Below are 20132 nucleotides of genomic sequence, written 5' to 3'. Positions count from 1 at the left end.
ATTTCAAATACAATAAGGGAAGGGAGGTATACCATGAGCCCGCATGAAGAGATATTGAGAGACTTAAAATTATTGAAAAGGCAGCTTGATATTGAATCCATGAGGAAAATAAGAATAGATTTATATGAGAACATCATAATCAGAATGCAGCATCTTTCTGGTGAGGTCCATGAATGCTCAGATTACCTCGACAATTTGAAGATTGTACTTGATGACATTAAGCAATCACGAGGAAGAGTAAAAAGAAGCCAGATAAAGCTCCTAAAGGACATTAGAAAGAATCTTACGAAGCATTTGAAGGACCACCACGATCTTATACCCAGAGGACAATATTTATCGAGATCCACTGTAATTGGAATCATCGCAGGCTTGGTTTTCGGCGTTATAGCTATGGAATACGCCCTCGTTGGGAGCTTCTTCGGAGCAATTATTGGTATTGCGATTGGAAGTAAGCTTGATTCAGATGCAAGACAAAAAGGAATAGAAATATAGGACATTGGAGCATCAGAAATTTAATTCACGTAAAATCCCTGGATAAGATATCCAGGGATTTTAGTTAAACTGATCATTATAATTGATAATTAGGGCTGGAACATCTGGTATCCTTCAGGAATGGCGAAAAGGGTCTCATCTACCTGGTCAGTTAACTCCTCTATGTCGAGGACATTGCTGTTCCCATCAAAAATCATTTCGATCCTATCAAGCATATTGCCATCAAAGTAATACCTTATACTTCCATCTTCTACCGCGTACTCCTCATAAGTTCTCATATTTCCCATAAATTCAGCTTCGCCCTTTTCGATGTATGTCATTCCATCCATATCAATGTTAGCTGGGCCTTCCGGAGCAGCCTCAGTTGCCTGGTCGGTATCAGCTGGAAATACCATGATCATCTTTTGTTCATGCATAATGAGGTACAGCATTTCATCCTTCATTATCGATGTAGAGGATATATCATCAGATTCAAATACCATGGCAAAGTCATCACCGTCAACAGCCATGGTCATTCTGCCTTCAATCTCTTGTCCTTCAATGTTTGAGATTGTCCTGTACTTCATAGTATAACTTTTACCCTTCATTATCTCAGCATATGTTTCTGAGAGCCTCTCTTCAGGCTCTGGTGGAGCAAACGGCTCCGAAGGTGTTTCAACAGGAGGAGCTTCAGCTGCAGGTAATTCCTGAGGAACGTCAGGAGCAGGAGATTCAGGTGAGCTGCATCCTGTTGACAATAGTCCTATAAGCAGTATCAGTAAGATAAGAGTGTAAATTCTTTTCATAATATCCTTCCTCTCTCAGTCATTAAATCTATGCTTACTTTATACCCTAATATTTAGAATATGGAATAATGGACTGGAAAACATAAAAATCAAATTGAGGATATCAACATATTATACTAACTGGTATAATTAAAAGAGATAGCGGGAATGTTTAGGGGGGATACTATGAGTACAACGGAAAATATATTACGAAAAATCAATGATCTGAGAACCTTGATTAGTCCTCAGGCTTCTAAAAGATTAGACCTGGATACCTTTGAGCGTATAGTACTGAGACTGGATAGCTATAAAGAAAGCTGCAATACCTGTATGGAATTTCTTGAGCACACGGATAAATATTTTGATAGTCTTTCGAATAAGAACGGTGCTGTGAGTAAAAATGACCTGAAAAGACATCGGGATATAAAGACAGAGTTGATCGTCCACCTTATGAAACAGCATAAGCTGGTTCAAAAGGGTCAGTATATGGCAATGTTTATGTCAGTTGGAATGGCCATAGGAGCAGCTCTTGGTTTGACTGTTCTCAATAACCAGGCGATAGGGTTGCCTGCTGGCCTTGTAATGGGTATTGCAGTGGGTAATGCGGTAGATCATGATGCCAAGCGAAAGGGAAGAGTAATATAACAATGGTGGAGATTGGAGCGAAGTACAGACATTTCAAGGGCAATGATTATCTTGTGCTGAATATTGCAAAGCATTCCGAGACCCTTGAGGATTTTGTGGTTTATCAAGCACTTTATGGTGACAGAGGTATATGGGTCAGACCAATGAGTATGTTTGAAGAAATGGTTGAAGTTAACGGGATACCTGTGAACAGATTTAAAAGAGTAGGATAAAAGAAAATTATCAAAAGAAAATTATTACAAAGCGGTTAAAATATAAGAGAAATCCGATATAAGCACCAAAAATGGAGTATAATAGGCATATGTATCCTGTTATTCTCCATTTTTGATTTAGGTTCGCTTATATGAACCATGGGTATAACAATATACGAGATAAAGGAAGACTGGATGGTGTAAAAATGAGAAAAATAATATCTTTTATTATCATAATTTCAATACTGGCAACTACAGGTATTTCAATAGCTGCACCCAGTACTTGGGCTTCTGATGAAGTGGAAATGGCAAGACAATTAGGGCTTGTGCCATCAGGCTTATTAAGCAATTATCAAAGCCATATCACAAGAGAGGAATTCTCGGAGATGGTAGTAAAGCTCTACGAGGAGCTGTCAGTCAGTATTGCAGTTCCGGTATCCACAAATCCCTTTACTGATACATCAAATCCGGAGATACTTAAAGCTTATAAGCTTGGGATAGTTGAGGGAGTAGGTCAGGGGAAGTTTGCCCCATTGGACAAGATAACCAGGGAACAGATTGCTACTATGTATTACCGCACTCTATACGCTGCAGATCCGACATTGGTCACAGGGTCTTACACATTGGGATTTGCAGACAGGGGTCTTGTGAGCAATTGGGCTGCTGACGAAGTTGCCTTTATGAGTGCTAAGGGTGTGATCCAGGGCAAAGGGAGTAATATTTTTGATCCTAAAGGAAACACTACAAGAGAAGAGGCAATCGCCCTGACGGTGAGAACCTATCAGCAGTTTTCAAAGAATCCTCAAACGCCTGTCACATCATTACCTGGGGGCAAGCTCACATCAGAACAGATAGGAGCTTTATCAGACAGTGTTGTTCAGATATTTATTGAGCAGTATGACGGGACCTACAATACCGGCAGCGCTTTTTTCTATGACAAAGGAAGACTTGCTACAAACTTTCATGTAATCGAAAATGCGAAGTCCATAACCATGGAGTATGAGGACGGATCCACCTATACAGGAGGTATAACCGTGACAGGTTATGACAGAGAGCTGGATCTGGCAACCCTGATGGTATCTGATATAAGCACACCGCCCCTGAAGCTTGGGGACTCATCAACTGTAGTAAAAGGACAAAGAGTCTATGCAATAGGGAGTCCTGTTGGGCTTACTAACTCTCTATCTGACGGATTGGTAAGTGCAGTAAGAAGTGATATGATCCAGGTGACCACAGCAATAAATCCCGGTAATAGTGGTGGGGTATTGCTGGATGAATATGGCAGAGTAATAGGTATAACCTTTGCAAGGATAACCGATGGCGATAATTTAGGCTTCGCTATCCCGATAAATTTACTAAAGTCTATGAATAAAGATCGAGTACTCTCAATTAAACAATTCAATGATGAGATTAGCCTAACACTTGAGGACGGATCTAATGAAATAAGTAACTACAAAATAATTGATCACCTTTTTGATAATATGCAGAGTATAGTGGCAAATGGGGTTGAAATTAGCTTTGATGGATATGATGTAGTTAAAAAAACAGATACCCTCACAAAGATATTTGCATATATAGATGAGGAAAACCTCGATAAGTTTCTTGCTTCTGAGAAAGCTGGCATCACAAATATTGCAAAGATATTAAAGGTTCATGCAGTATTCTACGAGGAAATAATTGGGACCAATGTCAATATAGAAGTAATTTACTATGGCGTTTATGATGAGTATCCAAGATTCTTCGAAGAGAACTATTTAAGCGAAGATACTATCTCATATTATGGGATATGGGAAGTGCTTTATCCGTTGATTGAGGTATCTAATAACTCAAATCAATTCAGATCTTGGTACGGCTCACATACATTATAAATATGTTTTTTAAGGATTGCGTTAAATAAACACAATCCTTTTTTTTAGAATCCTATATAATCCGATTGTAACCCATATGTAAATGAAATACGTTGAAATTCGGGTATAATCATAATGGTAACGTTAGCTTATCGAACCTGGAGGTTAGAATATGGGTACTTTCTCAAAGTCTATTATAAAAGTTGCAAAAGGAGCCATGGATGCGTTCGGAACATTTCCCGCAGCTATTGCAAGTGCCCTTGCATTTTCAATAGTCACTGCTATAAGGATACACTTGGACTGGCCACAGCAGGAGGAGTTTAACTTCCTTTTCAATTGTCTGCACTGGGCATTTGGTTTTGGTGCTTTGTTTGGAATTGCAGCTGTCACATATGTGAGGACAAGAAAAAACAGTGTGAAGGATTTTACTATTGCAAATCTCTTCACTGCAGCTGTCATAACAGTCATTTTTATTTTGCTCTATTTCTTTGGAGGAAGAGAGCTCTTGCCAGATGACAATTTTAGATTTATGAGGCTCACTGATATATCGATCGGTAGAATGACTGCACTCTCATTTGCAGTTGCGGTGGCATTTGTAATATTTGCCGGCTTACCAAGAAAGAACCCAAATATGACCAGATCGATTTTCATGACACAAAAAGCATTCATTACGGCAGCTATCTATGGAGGAGTAATGATGGGTGGAACATCAGCGGTTGCAGGCACAATCCAGGCCCTTCTCTATAATGATATGAGCTATAAGGTGTATCAATATCTGGGCACGATAGTTGGATTTTTGACCTTCACAATTTTTGCCGGCTATTTTCCTGATTTCTCCAAAGCTGAGGAGGATAAAAAGAGAAAGTCTGCACAATCTCAGTCAAGATTTATGGAGGTACTCTTTTCATATATAATGGTGCCAATCGCCCTGTCACTGACTGTGGTTTTGCTTTTGTGGACGGTAAGAACAGTTATGGAGGGCATTGGCTCAAGCTTTGTTAGGCTGTCGAGCATAGCTACAAGCTATGCTGTGGGAGGCATTTGGCTTCATATTATGGTTGCGGAGCATAATAACGGTCTGGCGAAATTTTACAGACGAGTATATCCCGTTGCTGCTCTTTTGATACTTGGCTTTGAAGCATGGGCATTAGTTGTGCAGCTTGGCAGGTTTGGCATGAAGACAACTGAATATTTTTTCCTGATTACCTGGGTAGTTGCTGTAGTTTCAGTATTGCTGATAATTTTACAGAAAGAGAGAGCATATATTAAAATATCAATATTGACAGCCTTGGCAGCTTTGATAGCGGTATTACCGTTGGCTGGATATCATACGCTGCCAGCAAGACTCCAATCACAGCGACTTGAAAAGCTGTTAATAAGGGCAAATATGCTCCAGGCAGGAGCAATAGTTCCAGGAAGCGAGTCAATAGATAAAGAACTGCGTGAACAGATCACTGACTCCGTATCATTCCTTGCCTATCAATATGATGCTGAGCTTCCGGATTGGTTCGACAGAGATTTAGCCAATTACAGGGACTTCAAAGACACCTTTGGCTTTGAACAGGCCTGGCCACAATACGACGAATATATTTCCCCATCTGAGTATGTCAGTACTTTCCTGACCCTTGAACCTGTAGCCATAGATGTAAGTGGATATGATTGGGCTTTCAACCTATTGGATTTTTCAAGAAAAGGCGAGGGTGCAGCTGAATTGTCAGGACGTAATGGAGCATATTTGGTTGAATGGATTTTAAATGAAACCAACAGCTCTGTTCCAAGGTTGAGAATTAGCCTTGATGATAAAATCATACTGGATGAAGTTATGCAAAGCTATGTGGACAGGATATCTGAGAAGTACCCGCCGACTGCTTATCAGCCTAGAACCGTTGGCTTGGAGGACATGAGCGAAAGGTTTTATAGTGACAATATAGAAGTTTTAGTAGTTTTTAATACTGCAGAAATAAATCTGGATGCAAAGAATGACAGTATAACTTACTGGTTGTCATTGAATTCAATCTATCTAAAGGAAAAATAACAGAAGCTCCTCGCTAATGAGGAGCTTCTGATCATTTACCTGAAAGTGACAGCACTGTGTGGGCAAACCTTTATACATTTGCCGCACCCAATGCACTTTTCATCATTGACTACTATCTTTCCCATAAAGAAACCGGCTCTTTCGATCGCCCCAGTAGGACAAACTCTCTTAGAAGGGCAGAATGGGGACTTATCGCACTTTGCCTCCATAATAAATGCTTTTTTTCCTTTTTTTGGTTTTTTTTCAGGTTTCAATTATGTACCTCCAATTAGTATTGATTCAATTATATACCATATGGGGGTATATGTAAATAGTTATTGTGTATCAACTCACAAGTAAATATTGTACAATATGATTAAGAGGAGCACAGCTTTATATTTGATAATCACAGGAGGGATAACATGAGATTTAGTATCGAGGGAGAGTATCCTGTTCTTAGGTGTTACTTAAACAAAGGAGAAACGATCAAAACAAGTGCTGGTGCGATGTCATGGATGGATGGAGAGGGCTTTGACACCGAGGTTACAACAGGTGGAATAATGAAAGGTCTTGGGAGGATGCTGGCCGGTGAAAGCTTGTTTTTCAGCTACTATACAGCCAGGTTGGATAACCAGGAAATAGTGTTTGCATCATCCTTACCAGGGAAAATAGTCAATATCAAAATGGGAGGAAAGACCTTTATAGGTCAGAAATCCGCATTTTTAGCGTCTGAAAAAACGGTGGAGATGGAGACTGTATTTACTAAGAGATTTTCTTCAGGTCTGTTAGGTGGAGAAGGGTTTATATTACAAAAATTCTCAGGGTTTGGGGAACTTTTTCTTGAGGCAGATGGTGCCTTGTTCGATTATGAGTTAAGATCTGGTGAGAGCTTGCTGGTTGATCAGGGGCATGTATTTTTATTTGAGGAATCAGTAAGATATGAAATAGAGACTGTAAAGGGAATGAAGAATGTTTTATTTGGAGGGGAGGGCCTTTTCCTTGTAAGATTGATCGGTCCCGGGAAGGTGACGCTCCAATCAATGCCTATCGCAAATTTGGCAGGGAAAATAATACCATATGTTCCTTCAAAGGATTGATATAAGCATATTAACAATATCAATGGCCAGATAATCTGGCCTTTGATATGCTATACATCTTGTTTTGTTAGAGAATCCTGAAGAGTAACTACAGTGACTGATGCAATAACAACAGCTGCACCAAATAATTGTAGAGGAGACAATGTTTCTCCAAATATGAAATAGCTGAAGATAAAGGTGAAAACGGGTATTAAGTTCATAAAAATCGCAGTAGTGGCTACACTAAGATTGCTAAGGGCATAAATATACATGAAGTTCGCTATAGCTGAACAGCCTATTGCAAGGAAAAGAAAATGGAATATAATATTTCCGTTAAGCTGGCTCCATCTGACAGTCTCAAGCCATAAAAAAGGTATAAAAGCAAGTGTACCAAAAATTGACTGGTAAAATGTAACTGCAATACCTGAATAATTTCTGAAAAGTGGCTTTGTAATTATCATGAATATGGAAAAGGAAACAATTGCCCCAACCATATACAGGTAACCCGAAACACTTCCACCTTCAAGCTTGCCGCCTATGATTATGTAAATTCCAAGGATAGATGCTATTATTGCTGCTAATGAGATAGGCGAAAGCTTTTTCCTCAGGAATGCCCATTCACCCATGGCAGCAGCTACTGGCATTATAGCGATTATTATAGATGCATCATTTGGGCTGATTCTCAAAACTCCATTATTCTCGAAGAAAAAGTATATCGTTATACCAAGTATGCCTGAAAATGCCATAAGCGGGAGGTGCTCTTTCCTCAAGGTTTCTCCCGGGCTCATTTTTCTAAGCATAGGATACAAAATCAGGCATGCTATGAGAAATCTGTAAAATGCCATGCTTAACGGAGGAAATACCTCCATAGAAATCTTTATACTCACAAATGATAAGCCGAACATTATGGTTGATCCGATCAAAAAAACGACTGCTGTAATTTTCTTTCTGTCCATACTTAGTTCCTCCTGAATGTATTAAAGAGATTATAACATATTTTGACAGTTAAGAGGCTTAGTATCGATTGATATTAAACTTTATTCCATATGATAAAATATCATTATAAAATGAGTTGATCAAAAGGATGGTGGAAAATGAAAATCTATGTTAAGTATTTAGGTGTAATGGATTATGATCTGCCTTTAGAGATTATAATAAATGAAGGGAGCACGATAAAAAATTTATTTGATGAAATTTTGGATGATGATAAAGAGCTCTTTAACTCAGTATTTTTGGTCAATAACTTACCTGCCAGCCTGGAACAGGAGTTAAAGGAAGGAGATACTTTACTAATTCTTCAGGTATTAGGCGGTGGATAAAAGTGAAAGAGCTTTCTAAGCAATATTTGAATTGAAGCATATTTATTTATATCTTACACATAAAACTGCGAAAAAAGTGTATAAATAACATAAGTCAATATTAAATAAGGGGTGAATAAGATGAAAACAAGGAGTTTGGTTTTAAAGACAGCTTTTTTTATGGCATTTTTGCTGGTCATAGGACTGATAACCCCCTACATAAGCTATGCTGATGATCCAAGTCCGTGGGCATCAACTGAGGTACAGCAAGCAGTTGAAGCAGGGCTGATACCAGTTACCGTAAGTCTTGGATACAGGGAAAATACAAACAGGCTCGAATTTTGTCATCTTGTTATGAGGCTTATACAGGCAAAAACAGGGATGAGCATCTCAGATTTTTTGAGAGTCAAAGGAGTTGAGATTGAACCTCTAACATTTTCTGATACAAATGATTCTTTGATACTTGCAGCTAATGCTTTAGGGATAGTAAATGGAGTTGGGAACAACAGATTTGATCCTTTTGGACAATTGCAGCGTCAGCAGGCAGCAGCAATGCTTTCAAGAGCAGCTAAAGCATTGGGCTATACAGACACAGGAGAGCCAGGCATGTCGTTTTCAGACAGATTGAGCTTTCAGGATTATGCCGTAGAGCCAATAGAATTTATTTCTGGTGTCAAGGACCGGATTTCTGGGAAGAGAGTAATGGGCGGACTGCCTAACAACATGTTTGGTCCTGCTTCTCCATACACCAAGGAGCAAGCAATTCTAACCATGCTTAGAATGTATAATTCCTTTGATTTTATTCAAGTTGCCAGAGTTGTTGGAATCGATTCGATCGAAGGTAAGCCAATGCCTGGTCATAAGCTCACAGCAGGAGAGATAACCTATGATTCAATTCCACAGGATAATCCAGTTCTCCAGTGGCAATGGGTAATAAGTCAGTCAGAGGACGGTACCTATACCCCTATTCCCGGGGCGGTCAAAAGGGATTACACTCCATCCACTGACGAAGTAGGAAAATACCTTAACGTAATTGTTACAGCTGAAGGAGCAGCATATGGCTCTGGCATAAGCTTTCCGGTATTAATAGAACCATTTCAGCTTGTTTTGGCACCGATTAAACCAATAGAAGGTTTCTACCCAATCGATGCCGATTTACCTTTTGATGGTGGGAAGGGAACTAATGAAAGCCCGTTTCTTATTTCTACGGCTGAGCAGCTTGATCTCCTTAAATCTAATACAACTGACACATATTTTAAGCTGACTCAGGACATAAATTTGGGCAATCTTACTGAAAGGATAACTAACACGTTTTTAGGTCACTTGGATGGTGATGGGCATAAAATAACTTTCTCATACGCGGCTGGACTTTTTAGACAGATTGGAGCGGGTGCATCGGTTAAGAATCTAATTGTTGCTGGCGGCATTACCGGAGAAAACCCTAAGGGTATTTCAATTGGAAGACTTGCGGACACTAACTATGGTACGATTGAGAAGTGCGGAGTTGATATGTCGTCCATGATTTTGAAGAGTGCTGTAAATGTTAGAGTAGGTGGGCTGGTTGGAACAAATTATGGACTGATCTCTCAAAGCTATGCAAGTGGGATAATTAAGGTGCAATTGGTCAAGAGAGAAGCAATAAATGGATCTTATCGTTCGTTGGCAGACGATATACTTGGAAATGATTATAACAAAGGCTGGGTTGGTGGGTTATGTGGTGTAAACGCTGAGGGAGCTACCATTAAGAATTGCTGGTCAAACTCAACTGTTATCCTGGAAGCACCTGGGGATATGACCTATGGTATTTCAGGTGGATTAGCAGGAAGCAATAATGGTTCGATTTCTAAATGCTATACGGTAGGATCAGTCTCCAGCAACAAGTATAGAGGTGCAATTTCCGGATCCAGAGGGTCAGGCTCGTTATCTCAGGATTGTTACTACGATATGGATACCTTCAGGCTTTCAGACACCTACGCAGGTCAGCCAAAGACCTCATTACAGATGGTACAGAGATCAACGTATGCGGGATGGGATGATACTATCTGGAGATTTGAGACAGGAACCATTGATTATCCTAAGCTATTCTGGCAGGAATAAAGGCAATTTGCTTTAGTAACGTATAAAATAGAAGCCGGGGAGTGTTTAACGTTCACCGGCTTAGCTTTATTTTAAGATTGCAAACAATAATAAATGAAGAGGATATGCTGCATAGAACGATAGTTGGAGTATCTTGTTTTTTAGACCTTGCTTATTGTTATACATCATCAATGGAATCAGAGCAAGAAGGGAGTATTGCTGCAATCCAGAGGATCCAATCATATTTGTAAGAAACATTATTGCAGCTACTATAGTAAGTCTTTTTAATGAAGGTATCCAATGTGTATAGTAAAAGGCGAGTATATATATAATTCCGATGTATGCATAATCAGTAGAAAGGACCGTTGCAATAAAAGCAGCGCTTAATCCCACAAGGAGCTTAGTTATGTAGCTTCCATCCTTGGATTTTTCAAGCAGAATCATTGCTATAAGACCGATAAATAATGTGAAGAATATATTTTGATGTCCCCAATAGATACCACCAAAGAAAGCATAATCAAATGGAAGCTCAGAAATCAAGGCAAATAAAAAAAGTCTTAAGGAGTATTTTTTAACATCCTTGGTATGAAAGAAACCTTCAACCAACAGGAAACAGTAAATAGGGAAAGCTAACCTACCAATAAGCCTGAAGGTAAGATTTCCTGGTTGGAATATTGCACCGTAGTGGTCGATTATCATTGTAGTAAGCGCGATGAGCTTTAATATCAGCGAGTTCATATACTCCATCCTGTTCATATTTGATAATGTTAGTATAGCAGATTTCCAACATATTTGAAACCAAACTATCTTCCTGATATAATAATTAGGCAAAGTAATAATGTGATCATGACTGTTAGCAAGGAGGAAAATATGGCAGAAATCAAGTTTGAGATAACTGAAAAACTGGGTGTTCTAAGCGAGTCATCGAAGGGCTGGAAGAAGGAGCTTAATAAAGTATCCTGGAATGAATATCCCGCAAAATACGATATCAGAGAATGGGATCCGGACCATCAAAAAATGGGCAAAGGCATTACTTTGAGTAAGGAGGAGATGAGGTTGCTGAAGGAGATCATCAACAGCTTAGAATTGGACTAACAGAGAAAATTTAATGTAAATGCGAGTAGAACAAAACACCTTAGGGTAATAAGATAAATAGGAAACGAGGAGGTGTTGTTATGCTTTATTTCGCTTATGCCAGTAACCTAAGCAAGAAATACATGGCTGGAAGGTGTCCGCACGCTGTGCCTCTGAAGAAGGTAAGACTAAAAGACCATAAACTGACCTTCAACGAGTTGGCAGATATTGTACCATTTAAGGGAGAGGATGTAATTGGGGGTCTGTACCTCATCTCCAAACAGGACCTTGAAAAGCTTGATGCACTTGAGGGTCATCCTGATCTTTATGAACGAATGATGGTTGAACTGGAAGATGAAGAAGGGAACCTATACGAGGCTTTTGTATACTCCATGGTAGACAAGAAAGAGCAGGCTCCCCCTGAAAGCTATTACAAGATCCTCATTGAAGGTTATAAGGACTGGGAAATCGACATGAAAAGGCTTGAAAGAGCCAGACGATTCGAATAATATTTATCCCCTGGTGTATTCACTGGGGGTAATTCTATGAGTAGGATAAAATAATATATATTGGGAGAGACGATATGATCAAGAATTTAAAGGATGTAAAACCAAATATTCATTCTGAGGCCTTCGTTGCAGAAACAGCAGACGTTATTGGAGATGTCGAAATTGGTGAAGGTTCCAGTATCTGGTACGGAGCTGTATTGAGAGGAGATATCGAGGATATAAAGATAGGGAAGTACTCAAATATACAGGACAATGCCACAGTCCATACTGAGACTCACATACCTACAAGGATCGGCGATTACACTGTAATAGGTCATAATGCGATAATACATGGATGCACGATAGGAAGCAACACCTTGATAGGGATGGGATCCACAATCCTTAACAGGGCTGTAATTGGGGACAATTGTATAATAGGCGCTGGAACTGTTGTAACTGAAGGGAAAGTAATACCTGATAATTCAATGGTGATAGGGATACCAGGTAAAATAGTCAGACAGGTAACTGAAGAAGAGGCTGAAGCCATAAAAAGCAATGCAATGAGATATAATGAGCTTTGGAAGAAGCATTTGGATTAACTGGGATTGCACGGCTTTAATGGGTATAAATTTTTAAGGGTGACAAGTACATTACCTATGGAGGGGTGACTATGGAATATAGAGAAAGGTATCAGTCATGGCTGGATGATCCTTATTTTGACGAAGCAACCAAGGCTGAGCTTAGAGCCATAACAGATGAGAACGAGATTGAGGATAGATTTTATCAGGATTTGGAGTTCGGTACTGCAGGCTTGAGAGGAAAGATTGGAGCAGGCACCAACAGGATGAATAACTATACTGTAAGTCTTGCTACCCAAGGTCTTGCACAAACAATAATCAATCATGGCGAAAAAGCTATGAAGAAAGGAGTTGCCATAGCTTATGATGTCAGGCAATACTCCGATAAGTTTGCTGAAATTGCTGCAAGAGTTCTTGCTGGTAATGGAATAAAGGTATATTTATTTGATGATATTCGACCAACCCCCATGCTGTCGTATACAGTTAGAAGACTTGGGACTATTTCCGGAATCGTCGTAACGGCGAGCCATAATCCTAAGGAGTACAACGGGTATAAGGTTTATTGGGAGGAAGGCAGCCAAATCCTCGATGACATAGCAGATGAGATACTTAATGAGATAGACAGTATTGAGCATTTTAGAGATATAAAAGTAATGGAACTTGATGAAGCAAAGTCGAAGGGATTGATTGAAATAATTGGCGGTGCCATCGATGATGAATACAACGACAAGCTCCTTAATATGGCGATAAATGATGATATTGATAAGTCTGTCAAGATAGTCTTTACTCCGTTGAACGGCACAGGCAATATTCCGGTAAGAAGAGTTCTGAAGGATAGGGGATTTACAGACATTACTGTTGTACCCGAGCAGGAAAATCCTGATTGGACCTTTGCAACAGTGGGCTATCCGAACCCTGAGGATACTAAAGCATTTAAATATGCGAGAAATCTTGGACTGAAGGTCAAGGCAGACGTATTGCTTGCTACAGATCCTGATTGTGACAGAGTTGCGATAGGAGTTCTGAATGATAATGGTGATTACACCTATCTGAATGGAAATCAAACAGGTGCATTGCTTATTTATTATATTTTGTCACAGAGGTTTGAAAAAGGAACACTTCCCGAAAATCCGGCAATCGTTAAGAGTATCGTAACAGGAGATTTGGGCAAGGCAATAGCTAAGAAATTTGGCGTAACAACATTTGAAACTCTTACCGGATTCAAACATATCTGCGCAATGGCAAACGAGTGGGATATAACAGAGGCATTCAGCTTCATATTCGGATATGAGGAAAGCATAGGGTACGTCTATCAGGATTTAGTAAGAGATAAGGATGCAGTGGTTTCATCCATGATGATCGCTGAAATGGCAGGATTTTATAAGAAGCAGGGACTGAGCCTTTTAAATGTTCTGGAGAAAATATATGAAGAGTTTGGCTATTACAGCGAGAAACAGATTTCTATAGTTTTGGAGGGAGTTGAAGGACAGCAGAGGATCAAGAGAATGATGGATGACATCCGTCATATGCCTGTTGAATCTATCGGCGAAATGATGCTCCAAAAGACAGTGGACTATTTGAGTGACGAGACGGATGCAGGACGCTCAAATGTTCTGAAATACTATATGGATGACGGATCATGGTATGCAATAAGGCCTTCAGGAACGGAGCCTAAGATAAAGCTTTACATTTACTCGAAGGGTAAGTCAGAAAAAGACGCAAAGGATAAAGTGGAACTCATAGAAAAAGTAGTGAGGCATAGGATGGAGTCAGTAGAGTAGAGTTAGTTTATAATAATAGTTACATGTAAAGCACTCCAAATGAATTCGGAGTGCTTTGTCATGCTGAATGAGTTGCTTGAAATGGGATCAGCATAGTGCTATACTCTTTAGAGTGTCTAAATATATATGAGGGTGATAGTATGGAATCTGCATTTGACAAGAAAAAAATCCGAGGTGACATAACCAGGATAGCAAACCCCGTTTTTATAGAGCTTTTGCTTGGTACCCTATTTGGAATGGTCGATATGATGATGCTTGGTAGATCTGGATCTACCGAGATAACTACTGCATCAATAGCTGCAGTAGGCATAACCAACCAGTTGATATTTGTTGGCCTTTCACTGGTACAAGCACTTAATGTCGGGGCAACCGCAATGGTAGCGAGGTACATAGGTTCTGGAAAGACAGACAAGATAGAGTCCGTGGTGAAACACATAATTATCATGACTCAAATTTTTCTCGTTCTGCCTATTTTGTATCTTGGACTGGTGAAAAGCTTATGGGTAATGGAGGTTCTGGGTGCTGAAAGCGACACTATATCAATAGGGATGGGTTATTTCAGGGTGGTTACTCTAGGATTTATATTTCAGGGCTTCAATTTCTCTTTATTTGCTGCACTAAGAGGTGCTGGGGATACCAGGACCCCAATGAATATAAATATTAAGGTAAATCTATTAAATGTATTCGGTAACGCAGTTTTGATCTTTGGTTTGCTGGGTTTCCCAGCGCTGGGAGTAACAGGAGCAGGGATATCAACTGCAGTTTCACAATTCATTGCAAGTATACTATTGGTAAGGTACCTAATCAAAAGTAAAGGTCACATAAAACTTAATCTAAGGCATAGATTTAAAATTGACAACGACGTAATATACAACCTGGTGAAGATTGGAGTGCCAGCATCATTGGAGCAGATCGCTTTCAGAGCGGGAATACTTATTTTTACAAGAATGGTTGCCACACTTGGTACGATTGCATATGCGACCCATCAGATTTGTATAAATATAATGAATCTATCCTTTACACCAGGTCAGGCCTTTGGAACTGCAGCTTCGACATTGACCGGAAGAAGCCTTGGGGCTCAGGATCCTGACCTTGCGGAGAGATATATTAAGGAAAGCAGAGGCATAGGATCTATAATATCGGCTTTAATGGGACTCTTATTCTTCTTCCTTGGACCATATGTGGCTATGCTGTATACAGACAGCCCGGAGGTTATTGCTGAGGCAACACGTGTTCTTAAGCTGATGGCCTTTATCATGCCGTTTCAGGGATCTCAACTTATTGTAGCTGGCGGTTTAAGGGGAGCTGGGGATACTATATGGACTCTGGTAGCGACATTTGCAGGCATAATAGGTGTAAGAATAGCACTGGCGTGGTTATTCGTAGTAGTTCTTGGATATGGACTCCTTGGGGCATGGCTTTCAGTACTGATAGACCAATTTGTTCGATGGGTTTTTATCTCACTTAGATTCAGGACAAATAAATGGAAATACATTTCTATAAGATAAAATCCGCCGCTTCCAGGCGGATTTTTATTTGACTTTAAATTTAAGGGATGATAGTATATGAGTATAATCGAATATAATCATATAACGAGGTGAAAAGATGGAAGAGCTTTTTAAAGCCATAGGGGATGAAAACAGGCTTCGGATATTGAATCTGTTGACGGATTATGAGCTCTGCGTATGTGAAATTGAGGTCCTCCTCGATTTGAATCAATCCAATGTGTCAAGACATCTGGGTAAGCTAAAATCATCAGGCATAATTTCATCCTATAAGGATGGTCAGTGGATCCACTATAGACTAAGTGATGAGTTCAAGAAGAATAGCACTGACTTACTCAAATACCTTAGAGAGCAGGTTTTCAATAGGAGCGCTTATGTTAGAGAACTTAGAAAATGTAAAATATACATCGACAGTCCTCTAAGCTGTCAGGATATAACCAGCGACAAAGACAGGGTGCAGGTTTTCCTTGAAGGGGAGCTTGAGAGGCAAATATTTCTGGAGGAGTCCAAAAATGAAAAGTAATAAGTTGCATGGAATAAGTTTTTTCGAGAAATACCTTTCGATCTGGGTCGCTCTATGTATGATAGTAGGTGTAGCTATAGGCGTATATTTGCCACAAATACCTAAGTTCCTAAGTAATTTTGAGTACTATAAGGTGTCAGTGCCGGTTGCGATCCTGATTTGGCTTATGATCTACCCTATGATGCTAAAGGTAGATTTTAAGAGCGTCAAAAAGGTGGGGGAAAATCCTAAGGGCTTAATAGTTACATGGGTAACAAACTGGCTGATCAAACCTTTTACAATGTTTGCTATAGCATATGTATTTTTTAATATATTTTATAGAGGTATGATAGATAGTGATACAGCCAAGCAGTACCTGGCTGGAGCAGTTTTGCTTGGAGCGGCACCATGCACCGCGATGGTATTCGTCTGGAGCCACCTTACAAAAGGAAATCCCGCATATACCTTAGTGCAGGTTGCCACTAATGACCTGATAATACTTGTGGCTTTTGTACCTATAGTTGCCCTGCTGTTGGGAGTAAGTGACATTTTAGTGCCATGGAATACTCTTTTCCTTTCAGTAGTACTATTTGTTGTGATTCCTTTGGCAGCAGGTGTGATATCAAGAAATGTTATAACAAAGAATAAGGGACTTGAGTATTTTGAAAAAGTATATATACCAAAGTTCAGCAATGTCACAATAATCGGGCTTTTACTGACGCTTATAATTATTTTTTCGTTTCAGGGGCAAATTATTATCGACAACCCAATAAACATTCTGTTGATAGCAGTTCCTCTGATAATACAGACATTTTTGATATTCTTCATTGCATATTTTTGGTCGAAAGCATGGAAACTGCCTCATGATGTTGCTGCTCCTGCAGGAATGATCGGAGCGTCTAATTTCTTTGAGCTTGCGGTTGCTGTTGCAATATCTGTATTCGGTTTGACATCAGGCGCAGCGGTAGCAACAGTCGTCGGTGTATTAGTTGAAGTACCTGTAATGCTGATCTTGGTCAAGATTGCTAATAACACAAGGCATTGGTTCGATAATGGCTCAAGTAGACTTAAGGAGGTGTAAATTTTGAGAAAACCGAGAGTTGCATTCATATGTGTTCATAATTCCTGCAGAAGCCAGATGGCCGAGGCTTTGGGAAAGCATCTTGCTTCCGAGGTATTCGACAGCTACTCAGCTGGAACTGAGACAAAACCCCAAATAAATCAGGATGCAGTAAGGATCATGAAGGACAGATTTTCAATAGACATGGAAGAGACTCAGCATTCAAAGCTTCTTGATGAGCTGCCAGAGATAGATATTGTCATAAAAATGGGCTGCAACGTGATATGTCCATTTCTTCCGAGCCAATATGAGGAGGATTGGGGACTTGACGACCCATCAGGAAAACCAGATGAGGAGTTCCACAGGGTGATAGATATTATTGAGAAAAATATGGTCGATCTATCCAGGAGAATAAGTGAAGGGGAAATTGAGCTTCAGCTATAAATAAGACCGCCGGATATCAAACCGGCGGTCTTCTATATGTTTTTCATAATATGTTTTGCAAATTCTCTTGCTTTGTCCTCGATGTCCTCTATTCTAAGGATGGAGCCGGGGTCATTTGCCGTTGCCTGCAAGGAGAATGCAGGTGGGAGCTCAAAGGTCTTATTCATATTCAAGCTGCTTATAAGCTGCTTTGCCAGTGCGTCTCCTCCGGAATATCCGGAAACGATAACAGAGAAGAGCTTTTTATCATAGAATTTAGTTTTGCGGAAAAGTGCTGTTAATCTGTTTATTGTGGCTACTATATTGGCAGTGAGCATATCGTTGTAGTTGGGGCAAAGCATTATCAGAGTCGAAGAGTTGCTTATCGCAGGATACACCTCCTCAACAACGATCCCTCCATAAAAGCACTTTGATTGTCTGCCAAAGTATTTGCAAGTTTTGTAACTGCAGCCTCTGCAGTCAGTTATATTTCCATTTCCAAGATATACCTCAGTAATATCAATCCCACTTAGATTTTTCCTTACAAGGTCCCATAGCTGGAGAGTATTAGAGGTACCCTTATTGGACGAGTGAAGTACAGCTATGCTTTTATTTCTGAAGTACTCCTGTGTTGATATGAGTCTTCTTCCAAGCTCCTCGCATTTTAACAGGCAAATTTCCTCAAGAGGCATTCTGTAGATTTTTTCCATTGGCTGGAAATTATCCAGATTTTCATTGGCTTCAATCGCCGGTCTTCCAGGAAATAAGCAACCAAGCTGGTTTGCAAGATATATTATGTCCTGTGACGCTGTTTTGGTAAAGGAGTTATAGCTGCTGTGTACAAGAAGTCCACCTCTGGAGCCTGATAGCGAGGATTTGCCTCTTTCCCAGAGCTTTTCCAGGATATGATTCATTTCAGTGTTTACTCCAATTGGATTTAGCTCAACAGCAAACAGGATATCGTTTTCAGTCATGTCAGGAAGCTCCATGGCGCTCCTTATTATTCTGTGGGAGTTATCCCCTACAGCCCTCTTTATCATTTTTTTTAGCAATCGTCCAGGCTCAGAGGGTATTACTACAGTTAATTGTCTCATATAATGCTCCTTAATCCATTGTAGGTTTCCTTAAGCCTTTCCTTCAATAAAGGATGAAGACTATATTGGGGCACCTCGAGCCCGGAGTCTGTTATTCTAATCTTTGAGCCCATATAGACGTGCCCCATTAGTGAAGAGCCATAAAAATATTCGCCCTGAATCGCCGCTATTATGGATAGGCTCCCTGAAGAAAGACTCGGTGCAACATAAGGCTTATACCCAAGTGCTCTTATTTCGAGATTTGCTTTTACTGTTTTTTCTGTCAGGTATATCGACTTTTCATTATTATAATCGATCATACTGTCAGCAACGATAAGGCCGTTGCCGTGAGGCCCGAAAACCTGACCTTCCCTAAGGTATTGACCAAGAGAAACGTCTCTTTCAGCGTAAAAAGCAGCCCTTGCATCCATTACACCCAATCCGAAACCGATTATCTTATTCGAAGCTATTCCATTAAAATCCATCTCTCCATTGTCATCACTGTTGCTGTCAATAAATACTGCTTTACACAAGGGATCGACAGGATCGCTAACTACTGCAAAGTAGCCCTTAAAACCTATATTTCTTGCCATCTTAGCATATTTATGGATAATCTCCCTGTTTCCTTCAAATTGAGCCATTCTTACATCAGATACATTGGATCCAACTGGAGGAATACCCTTTGATGCACAAAAAACTAACATATCACAGTTAAATAAATCTTCTTCGGAGGCACTTGCCACTTTCGGTAAACTGCCTTCATCAAAAGGTCTTCTTATTTGGTTAAGCTCATATTCCCATCTTTTTTGCTTCTCAGGACTCCTGTCATATAACCCTATGTCAGAGATGTTTTTACCAAGAAGTCGCAGACCAATAGCGAGAGTGCTTCCAACATCTCCCAATGCAGCTATGTTGATCTTCCATTTTTCCGGGAGAGGATCAAGCTCATCTTTCCAGTTGGGATAATTTTTGTTGACTACTTTTACGTCGCCTGCAAATATCCTATTTTTGATCCAATCAGGCAAATCCATACTCTCTTCTTTATTTTCCAGAAGCTCCAAACCTTCAGCCTTGTTTTCCAGCTGGCAAGCAGACATCGCTTTAAAGCCCCTTCGAGAGAGAAGTGGATCACTTCTCCCCAGGTAGTATATGGTTCTCTCATGGTTTTTTACAGCGCCTTCATCAGAATCTTCAAGATCGTCAAACAACTGCCTTGAAAACAAGAAACTATCTCCAGTTTTATAG

General features: G+C 39.9%; 22 protein-coding genes. 16 read left to right on the top strand and 6 right to left on the bottom strand.

The window, feature by feature from the left end:
• Window positions 1-33: 33 nt before the first annotated feature.
• On the top strand, window positions 34-492 hold the full coding sequence (locus tag EC328_RS07470) for a hypothetical protein (RefSeq protein WP_128426194.1): 459 nt from the start codon (window positions 34-36) through the stop codon (window positions 490-492).
• Window positions 493-581: 89 nt separating this feature from the next.
• Here EC328_RS07470 and EC328_RS07465 read toward each other — a convergent pair whose 3' ends face one another.
• A complete protein-coding gene (locus EC328_RS07465; RefSeq protein WP_128426193.1) occupies window positions 582-1277 on the bottom strand; it encodes a hypothetical protein in 696 nt (231 codons plus the stop codon).
• 165 nt (window positions 1278-1442) lie between these two features.
• Here EC328_RS07465 and EC328_RS07460 point away from each other — a divergent pair, with 165 nt between their 5' ends.
• The 4 genes from EC328_RS07460 to EC328_RS07445 all read left to right on the top strand — a co-directional run bounded on the left by EC328_RS07460 (window position 1443) and on the right by EC328_RS07445 (window position 5974).
• Window positions 1443-1901: a hypothetical protein gene (locus EC328_RS07460; RefSeq protein ID WP_128426192.1), complete on the top strand. Its 459-nt coding sequence runs from the start codon at window positions 1443-1445 to the stop codon at window positions 1899-1901.
• Window positions 1902-1903: 2 nt separating this feature from the next.
• Window positions 1904-2113, top strand: a complete 210-nt coding sequence (locus EC328_RS07455; protein WP_128426191.1) for a DUF1653 domain-containing protein — start codon at window positions 1904-1906, stop codon at window positions 2111-2113.
• 185 nt (window positions 2114-2298) lie between these two features.
• Entirely contained in the window at window positions 2299-3960 is a 1662-nt protein-coding gene (locus EC328_RS07450; protein ID WP_164906060.1) for a trypsin-like peptidase domain-containing protein, read from the top strand.
• Between the two features lie 151 nt (window positions 3961-4111).
• Complete coding sequence (locus EC328_RS07445) at window positions 4112-5974, top strand: DUF4153 domain-containing protein (RefSeq protein ID WP_128426189.1); 1863 nt, start codon at window positions 4112-4114, stop codon at window positions 5972-5974.
• 35 nt (window positions 5975-6009) lie between these two features.
• Here EC328_RS07445 and EC328_RS07440 read toward each other — a convergent pair whose 3' ends face one another.
• Window positions 6010-6228: a 4Fe-4S binding protein gene (locus EC328_RS07440; protein WP_206363832.1), complete on the bottom strand. Its 219-nt coding sequence runs from the start codon at window positions 6226-6228 to the stop codon at window positions 6010-6012.
• A gap of 147 nt (window positions 6229-6375) precedes the next feature.
• On the opposite strand from EC328_RS07440, the gene EC328_RS07435 reads away from it, so the two are divergent.
• Complete coding sequence (locus tag EC328_RS07435) at window positions 6376-7050, top strand: TIGR00266 family protein (RefSeq protein WP_128426188.1); 675 nt, start codon at window positions 6376-6378, stop codon at window positions 7048-7050.
• A gap of 50 nt (window positions 7051-7100) precedes the next feature.
• Here EC328_RS07435 and EC328_RS07430 read toward each other — a convergent pair whose 3' ends face one another.
• Window positions 7101-7985 (bottom strand): DMT family transporter, encoded by an 885-nt coding sequence (locus EC328_RS07430; protein ID WP_128426187.1) that lies wholly within the window; start codon window positions 7983-7985, stop codon window positions 7101-7103.
• Window positions 7986-8123: 138 nt separating this feature from the next.
• On the opposite strand from EC328_RS07430, the gene EC328_RS07425 reads away from it, so the two are divergent.
• Window positions 8124-8348: a MoaD/ThiS family protein gene (locus EC328_RS07425; RefSeq protein WP_128426186.1), complete on the top strand. Its 225-nt coding sequence runs from the start codon at window positions 8124-8126 to the stop codon at window positions 8346-8348.
• A gap of 120 nt (window positions 8349-8468) precedes the next feature.
• Window positions 8469-10424 carry an S-layer homology domain-containing protein gene (locus EC328_RS07420; protein WP_128426185.1) on the top strand — a complete coding sequence of 652 codons (1956 nt, stop codon included), beginning with the start codon at window positions 8469-8471 and terminating at the stop codon, window positions 10422-10424.
• Between the two features lie 66 nt (window positions 10425-10490).
• Here EC328_RS07420 and EC328_RS07415 read toward each other — a convergent pair whose 3' ends face one another.
• A complete protein-coding gene (locus EC328_RS07415) occupies window positions 10491-11141 on the bottom strand; it encodes a TraX family protein (RefSeq protein ID WP_206363831.1) in 651 nt (216 codons plus the stop codon).
• Between the two features lie 132 nt (window positions 11142-11273).
• On the opposite strand from EC328_RS07415, the gene EC328_RS07410 reads away from it, so the two are divergent.
• The 8 genes from EC328_RS07410 (at window position 11274) to EC328_RS07375 (ending at window position 17835) form a co-directional block, all read left to right on the top strand.
• Window positions 11274-11498 (top strand): YdbC family protein, encoded by a 225-nt coding sequence (locus EC328_RS07410; protein ID WP_128426183.1) that lies wholly within the window; start codon window positions 11274-11276, stop codon window positions 11496-11498.
• 80 nt (window positions 11499-11578) lie between these two features.
• Window positions 11579-11986 (top strand): gamma-glutamylcyclotransferase family protein, encoded by a 408-nt coding sequence (locus EC328_RS07405; protein WP_128426182.1) that lies wholly within the window; start codon window positions 11579-11581, stop codon window positions 11984-11986.
• Window positions 11987-12060: 74 nt separating this feature from the next.
• On the top strand, window positions 12061-12564 hold the full coding sequence (locus EC328_RS07400; protein WP_128426181.1) for a gamma carbonic anhydrase family protein: 504 nt from the start codon (window positions 12061-12063) through the stop codon (window positions 12562-12564).
• Window positions 12565-12635: 71 nt separating this feature from the next.
• Window positions 12636-14324 (top strand): phospho-sugar mutase, encoded by a 1689-nt coding sequence (locus EC328_RS07395; RefSeq protein ID WP_128426180.1) that lies wholly within the window; start codon window positions 12636-12638, stop codon window positions 14322-14324.
• A gap of 140 nt (window positions 14325-14464) precedes the next feature.
• Window positions 14465-15832 carry an MATE family efflux transporter gene (locus EC328_RS07390; protein ID WP_128426179.1) on the top strand — a complete coding sequence of 456 codons (1368 nt, stop codon included), beginning with the start codon at window positions 14465-14467 and terminating at the stop codon, window positions 15830-15832.
• 97 nt (window positions 15833-15929) lie between these two features.
• Complete coding sequence (locus EC328_RS07385; protein ID WP_128426178.1) at window positions 15930-16352, top strand: ArsR/SmtB family transcription factor; 423 nt, start codon at window positions 15930-15932, stop codon at window positions 16350-16352.
• Window positions 16342-17412: an ACR3 family arsenite efflux transporter gene (arsB, locus tag EC328_RS07380; protein ID WP_128426177.1), complete on the top strand. Its 1071-nt coding sequence runs from the start codon at window positions 16342-16344 to the stop codon at window positions 17410-17412. The genes EC328_RS07385 and arsB overlap by 11 nt, the downstream gene beginning before the upstream one ends.
• A gap of 3 nt (window positions 17413-17415) precedes the next feature.
• Window positions 17416-17835, top strand: coding sequence for an arsenate reductase ArsC (locus EC328_RS07375; protein ID WP_128426176.1), 420 nt, complete (start codon window positions 17416-17418; stop codon window positions 17833-17835).
• A gap of 32 nt (window positions 17836-17867) precedes the next feature.
• Here the strand turns inward: EC328_RS07375 and EC328_RS07370 are convergent, their stop codons facing one another.
• Together EC328_RS07370 and EC328_RS07365 are read right to left on the bottom strand one after the other, a co-directional pair.
• A complete protein-coding gene (locus EC328_RS07370) occupies window positions 17868-18908 on the bottom strand; it encodes a flavodoxin family protein (RefSeq protein ID WP_128426175.1) in 1041 nt (346 codons plus the stop codon).
• The gene (locus EC328_RS07365) at window positions 18905-20110 is read right to left on the bottom strand and encodes a lactate/malate family dehydrogenase (RefSeq protein ID WP_240671462.1); all 1206 of its coding nucleotides are present in this window, start codon (window positions 20108-20110) and stop codon (window positions 18905-18907) included. The genes EC328_RS07370 and EC328_RS07365 overlap by 4 nt, the downstream gene beginning before the upstream one ends.
• Window positions 20111-20132: the final 22 nt, after the last annotated feature.

Origin of the sequence: Gudongella oleilytica (assembly GCF_004101785.1) — a bacterium.
Classification (GTDB): domain Bacteria; phylum Bacillota; class Clostridia; order Tissierellales; family Tissierellaceae; genus Gudongella; species Gudongella oleilytica.
The sequence above is the reverse complement of the archived record's forward strand: the minus strand, read 5'-3'. Positions and strand labels throughout refer to the sequence as shown.

Bases quoted from the DNA above. Each gene is read 5' to 3' on its own strand.
- EC328_RS07435 (WP_128426188.1), top strand. From the start codon at position 6,376: ATGAGATTTAGTATCGAGGGAGAGTATCCTGTTCTTAGGTGTTACTTA.
- arsB (WP_128426177.1), top strand. From the start codon at position 16,342: ATGAAAAGTAATAAGTTGCATGGAATAAGTTTTTTCGAGAAATACCTT.
- EC328_RS07415 (WP_206363831.1), bottom strand. From the start codon at position 11,141: ATGAACTCGCTGATATTAAAGCTCATCGCGCTTACTACAATGATAATC.
- EC328_RS07370 (WP_128426175.1), bottom strand. From the start codon at position 18,908: ATGAGACAATTAACTGTAGTAATACCCTCTGAGCCTGGACGATTGCTA.
- EC328_RS07385 (WP_128426178.1), top strand. From the start codon at position 15,930: ATGGAAGAGCTTTTTAAAGCCATAGGGGATGAAAACAGGCTTCGGATA.
- EC328_RS07430 (WP_128426187.1), bottom strand. From the start codon at position 7,985: ATGGACAGAAAGAAAATTACAGCAGTCGTTTTTTTGATCGGATCAACC.
- EC328_RS07450 (WP_164906060.1), top strand. From the start codon at position 2,299: ATGAGAAAAATAATATCTTTTATTATCATAATTTCAATACTGGCAACT.
- EC328_RS07420 (WP_128426185.1), top strand. From the start codon at position 8,469: ATGAAAACAAGGAGTTTGGTTTTAAAGACAGCTTTTTTTATGGCATTT.
- EC328_RS07400 (WP_128426181.1), top strand. From the start codon at position 12,061: ATGATCAAGAATTTAAAGGATGTAAAACCAAATATTCATTCTGAGGCC.
- EC328_RS07390 (WP_128426179.1), top strand. From the start codon at position 14,465: ATGGAATCTGCATTTGACAAGAAAAAAATCCGAGGTGACATAACCAGG.
- EC328_RS07405 (WP_128426182.1), top strand. From the start codon at position 11,579: ATGCTTTATTTCGCTTATGCCAGTAACCTAAGCAAGAAATACATGGCT.
- EC328_RS07410 (WP_128426183.1), top strand. From the start codon at position 11,274: ATGGCAGAAATCAAGTTTGAGATAACTGAAAAACTGGGTGTTCTAAGC.
- EC328_RS07445 (WP_128426189.1), top strand. From the start codon at position 4,112: ATGGGTACTTTCTCAAAGTCTATTATAAAAGTTGCAAAAGGAGCCATG.
- EC328_RS07470 (WP_128426194.1), top strand. From the start codon at position 34: ATGAGCCCGCATGAAGAGATATTGAGAGACTTAAAATTATTGAAAAGG.
- EC328_RS07465 (WP_128426193.1), bottom strand. From the start codon at position 1,277: ATGAAAAGAATTTACACTCTTATCTTACTGATACTGCTTATAGGACTA.
- EC328_RS07460 (WP_128426192.1), top strand. From the start codon at position 1,443: ATGAGTACAACGGAAAATATATTACGAAAAATCAATGATCTGAGAACC.
- EC328_RS07395 (WP_128426180.1), top strand. From the start codon at position 12,636: ATGGAATATAGAGAAAGGTATCAGTCATGGCTGGATGATCCTTATTTT.
- EC328_RS07425 (WP_128426186.1), top strand. From the start codon at position 8,124: ATGAAAATCTATGTTAAGTATTTAGGTGTAATGGATTATGATCTGCCT.
- EC328_RS07455 (WP_128426191.1), top strand. From the start codon at position 1,904: ATGGTGGAGATTGGAGCGAAGTACAGACATTTCAAGGGCAATGATTAT.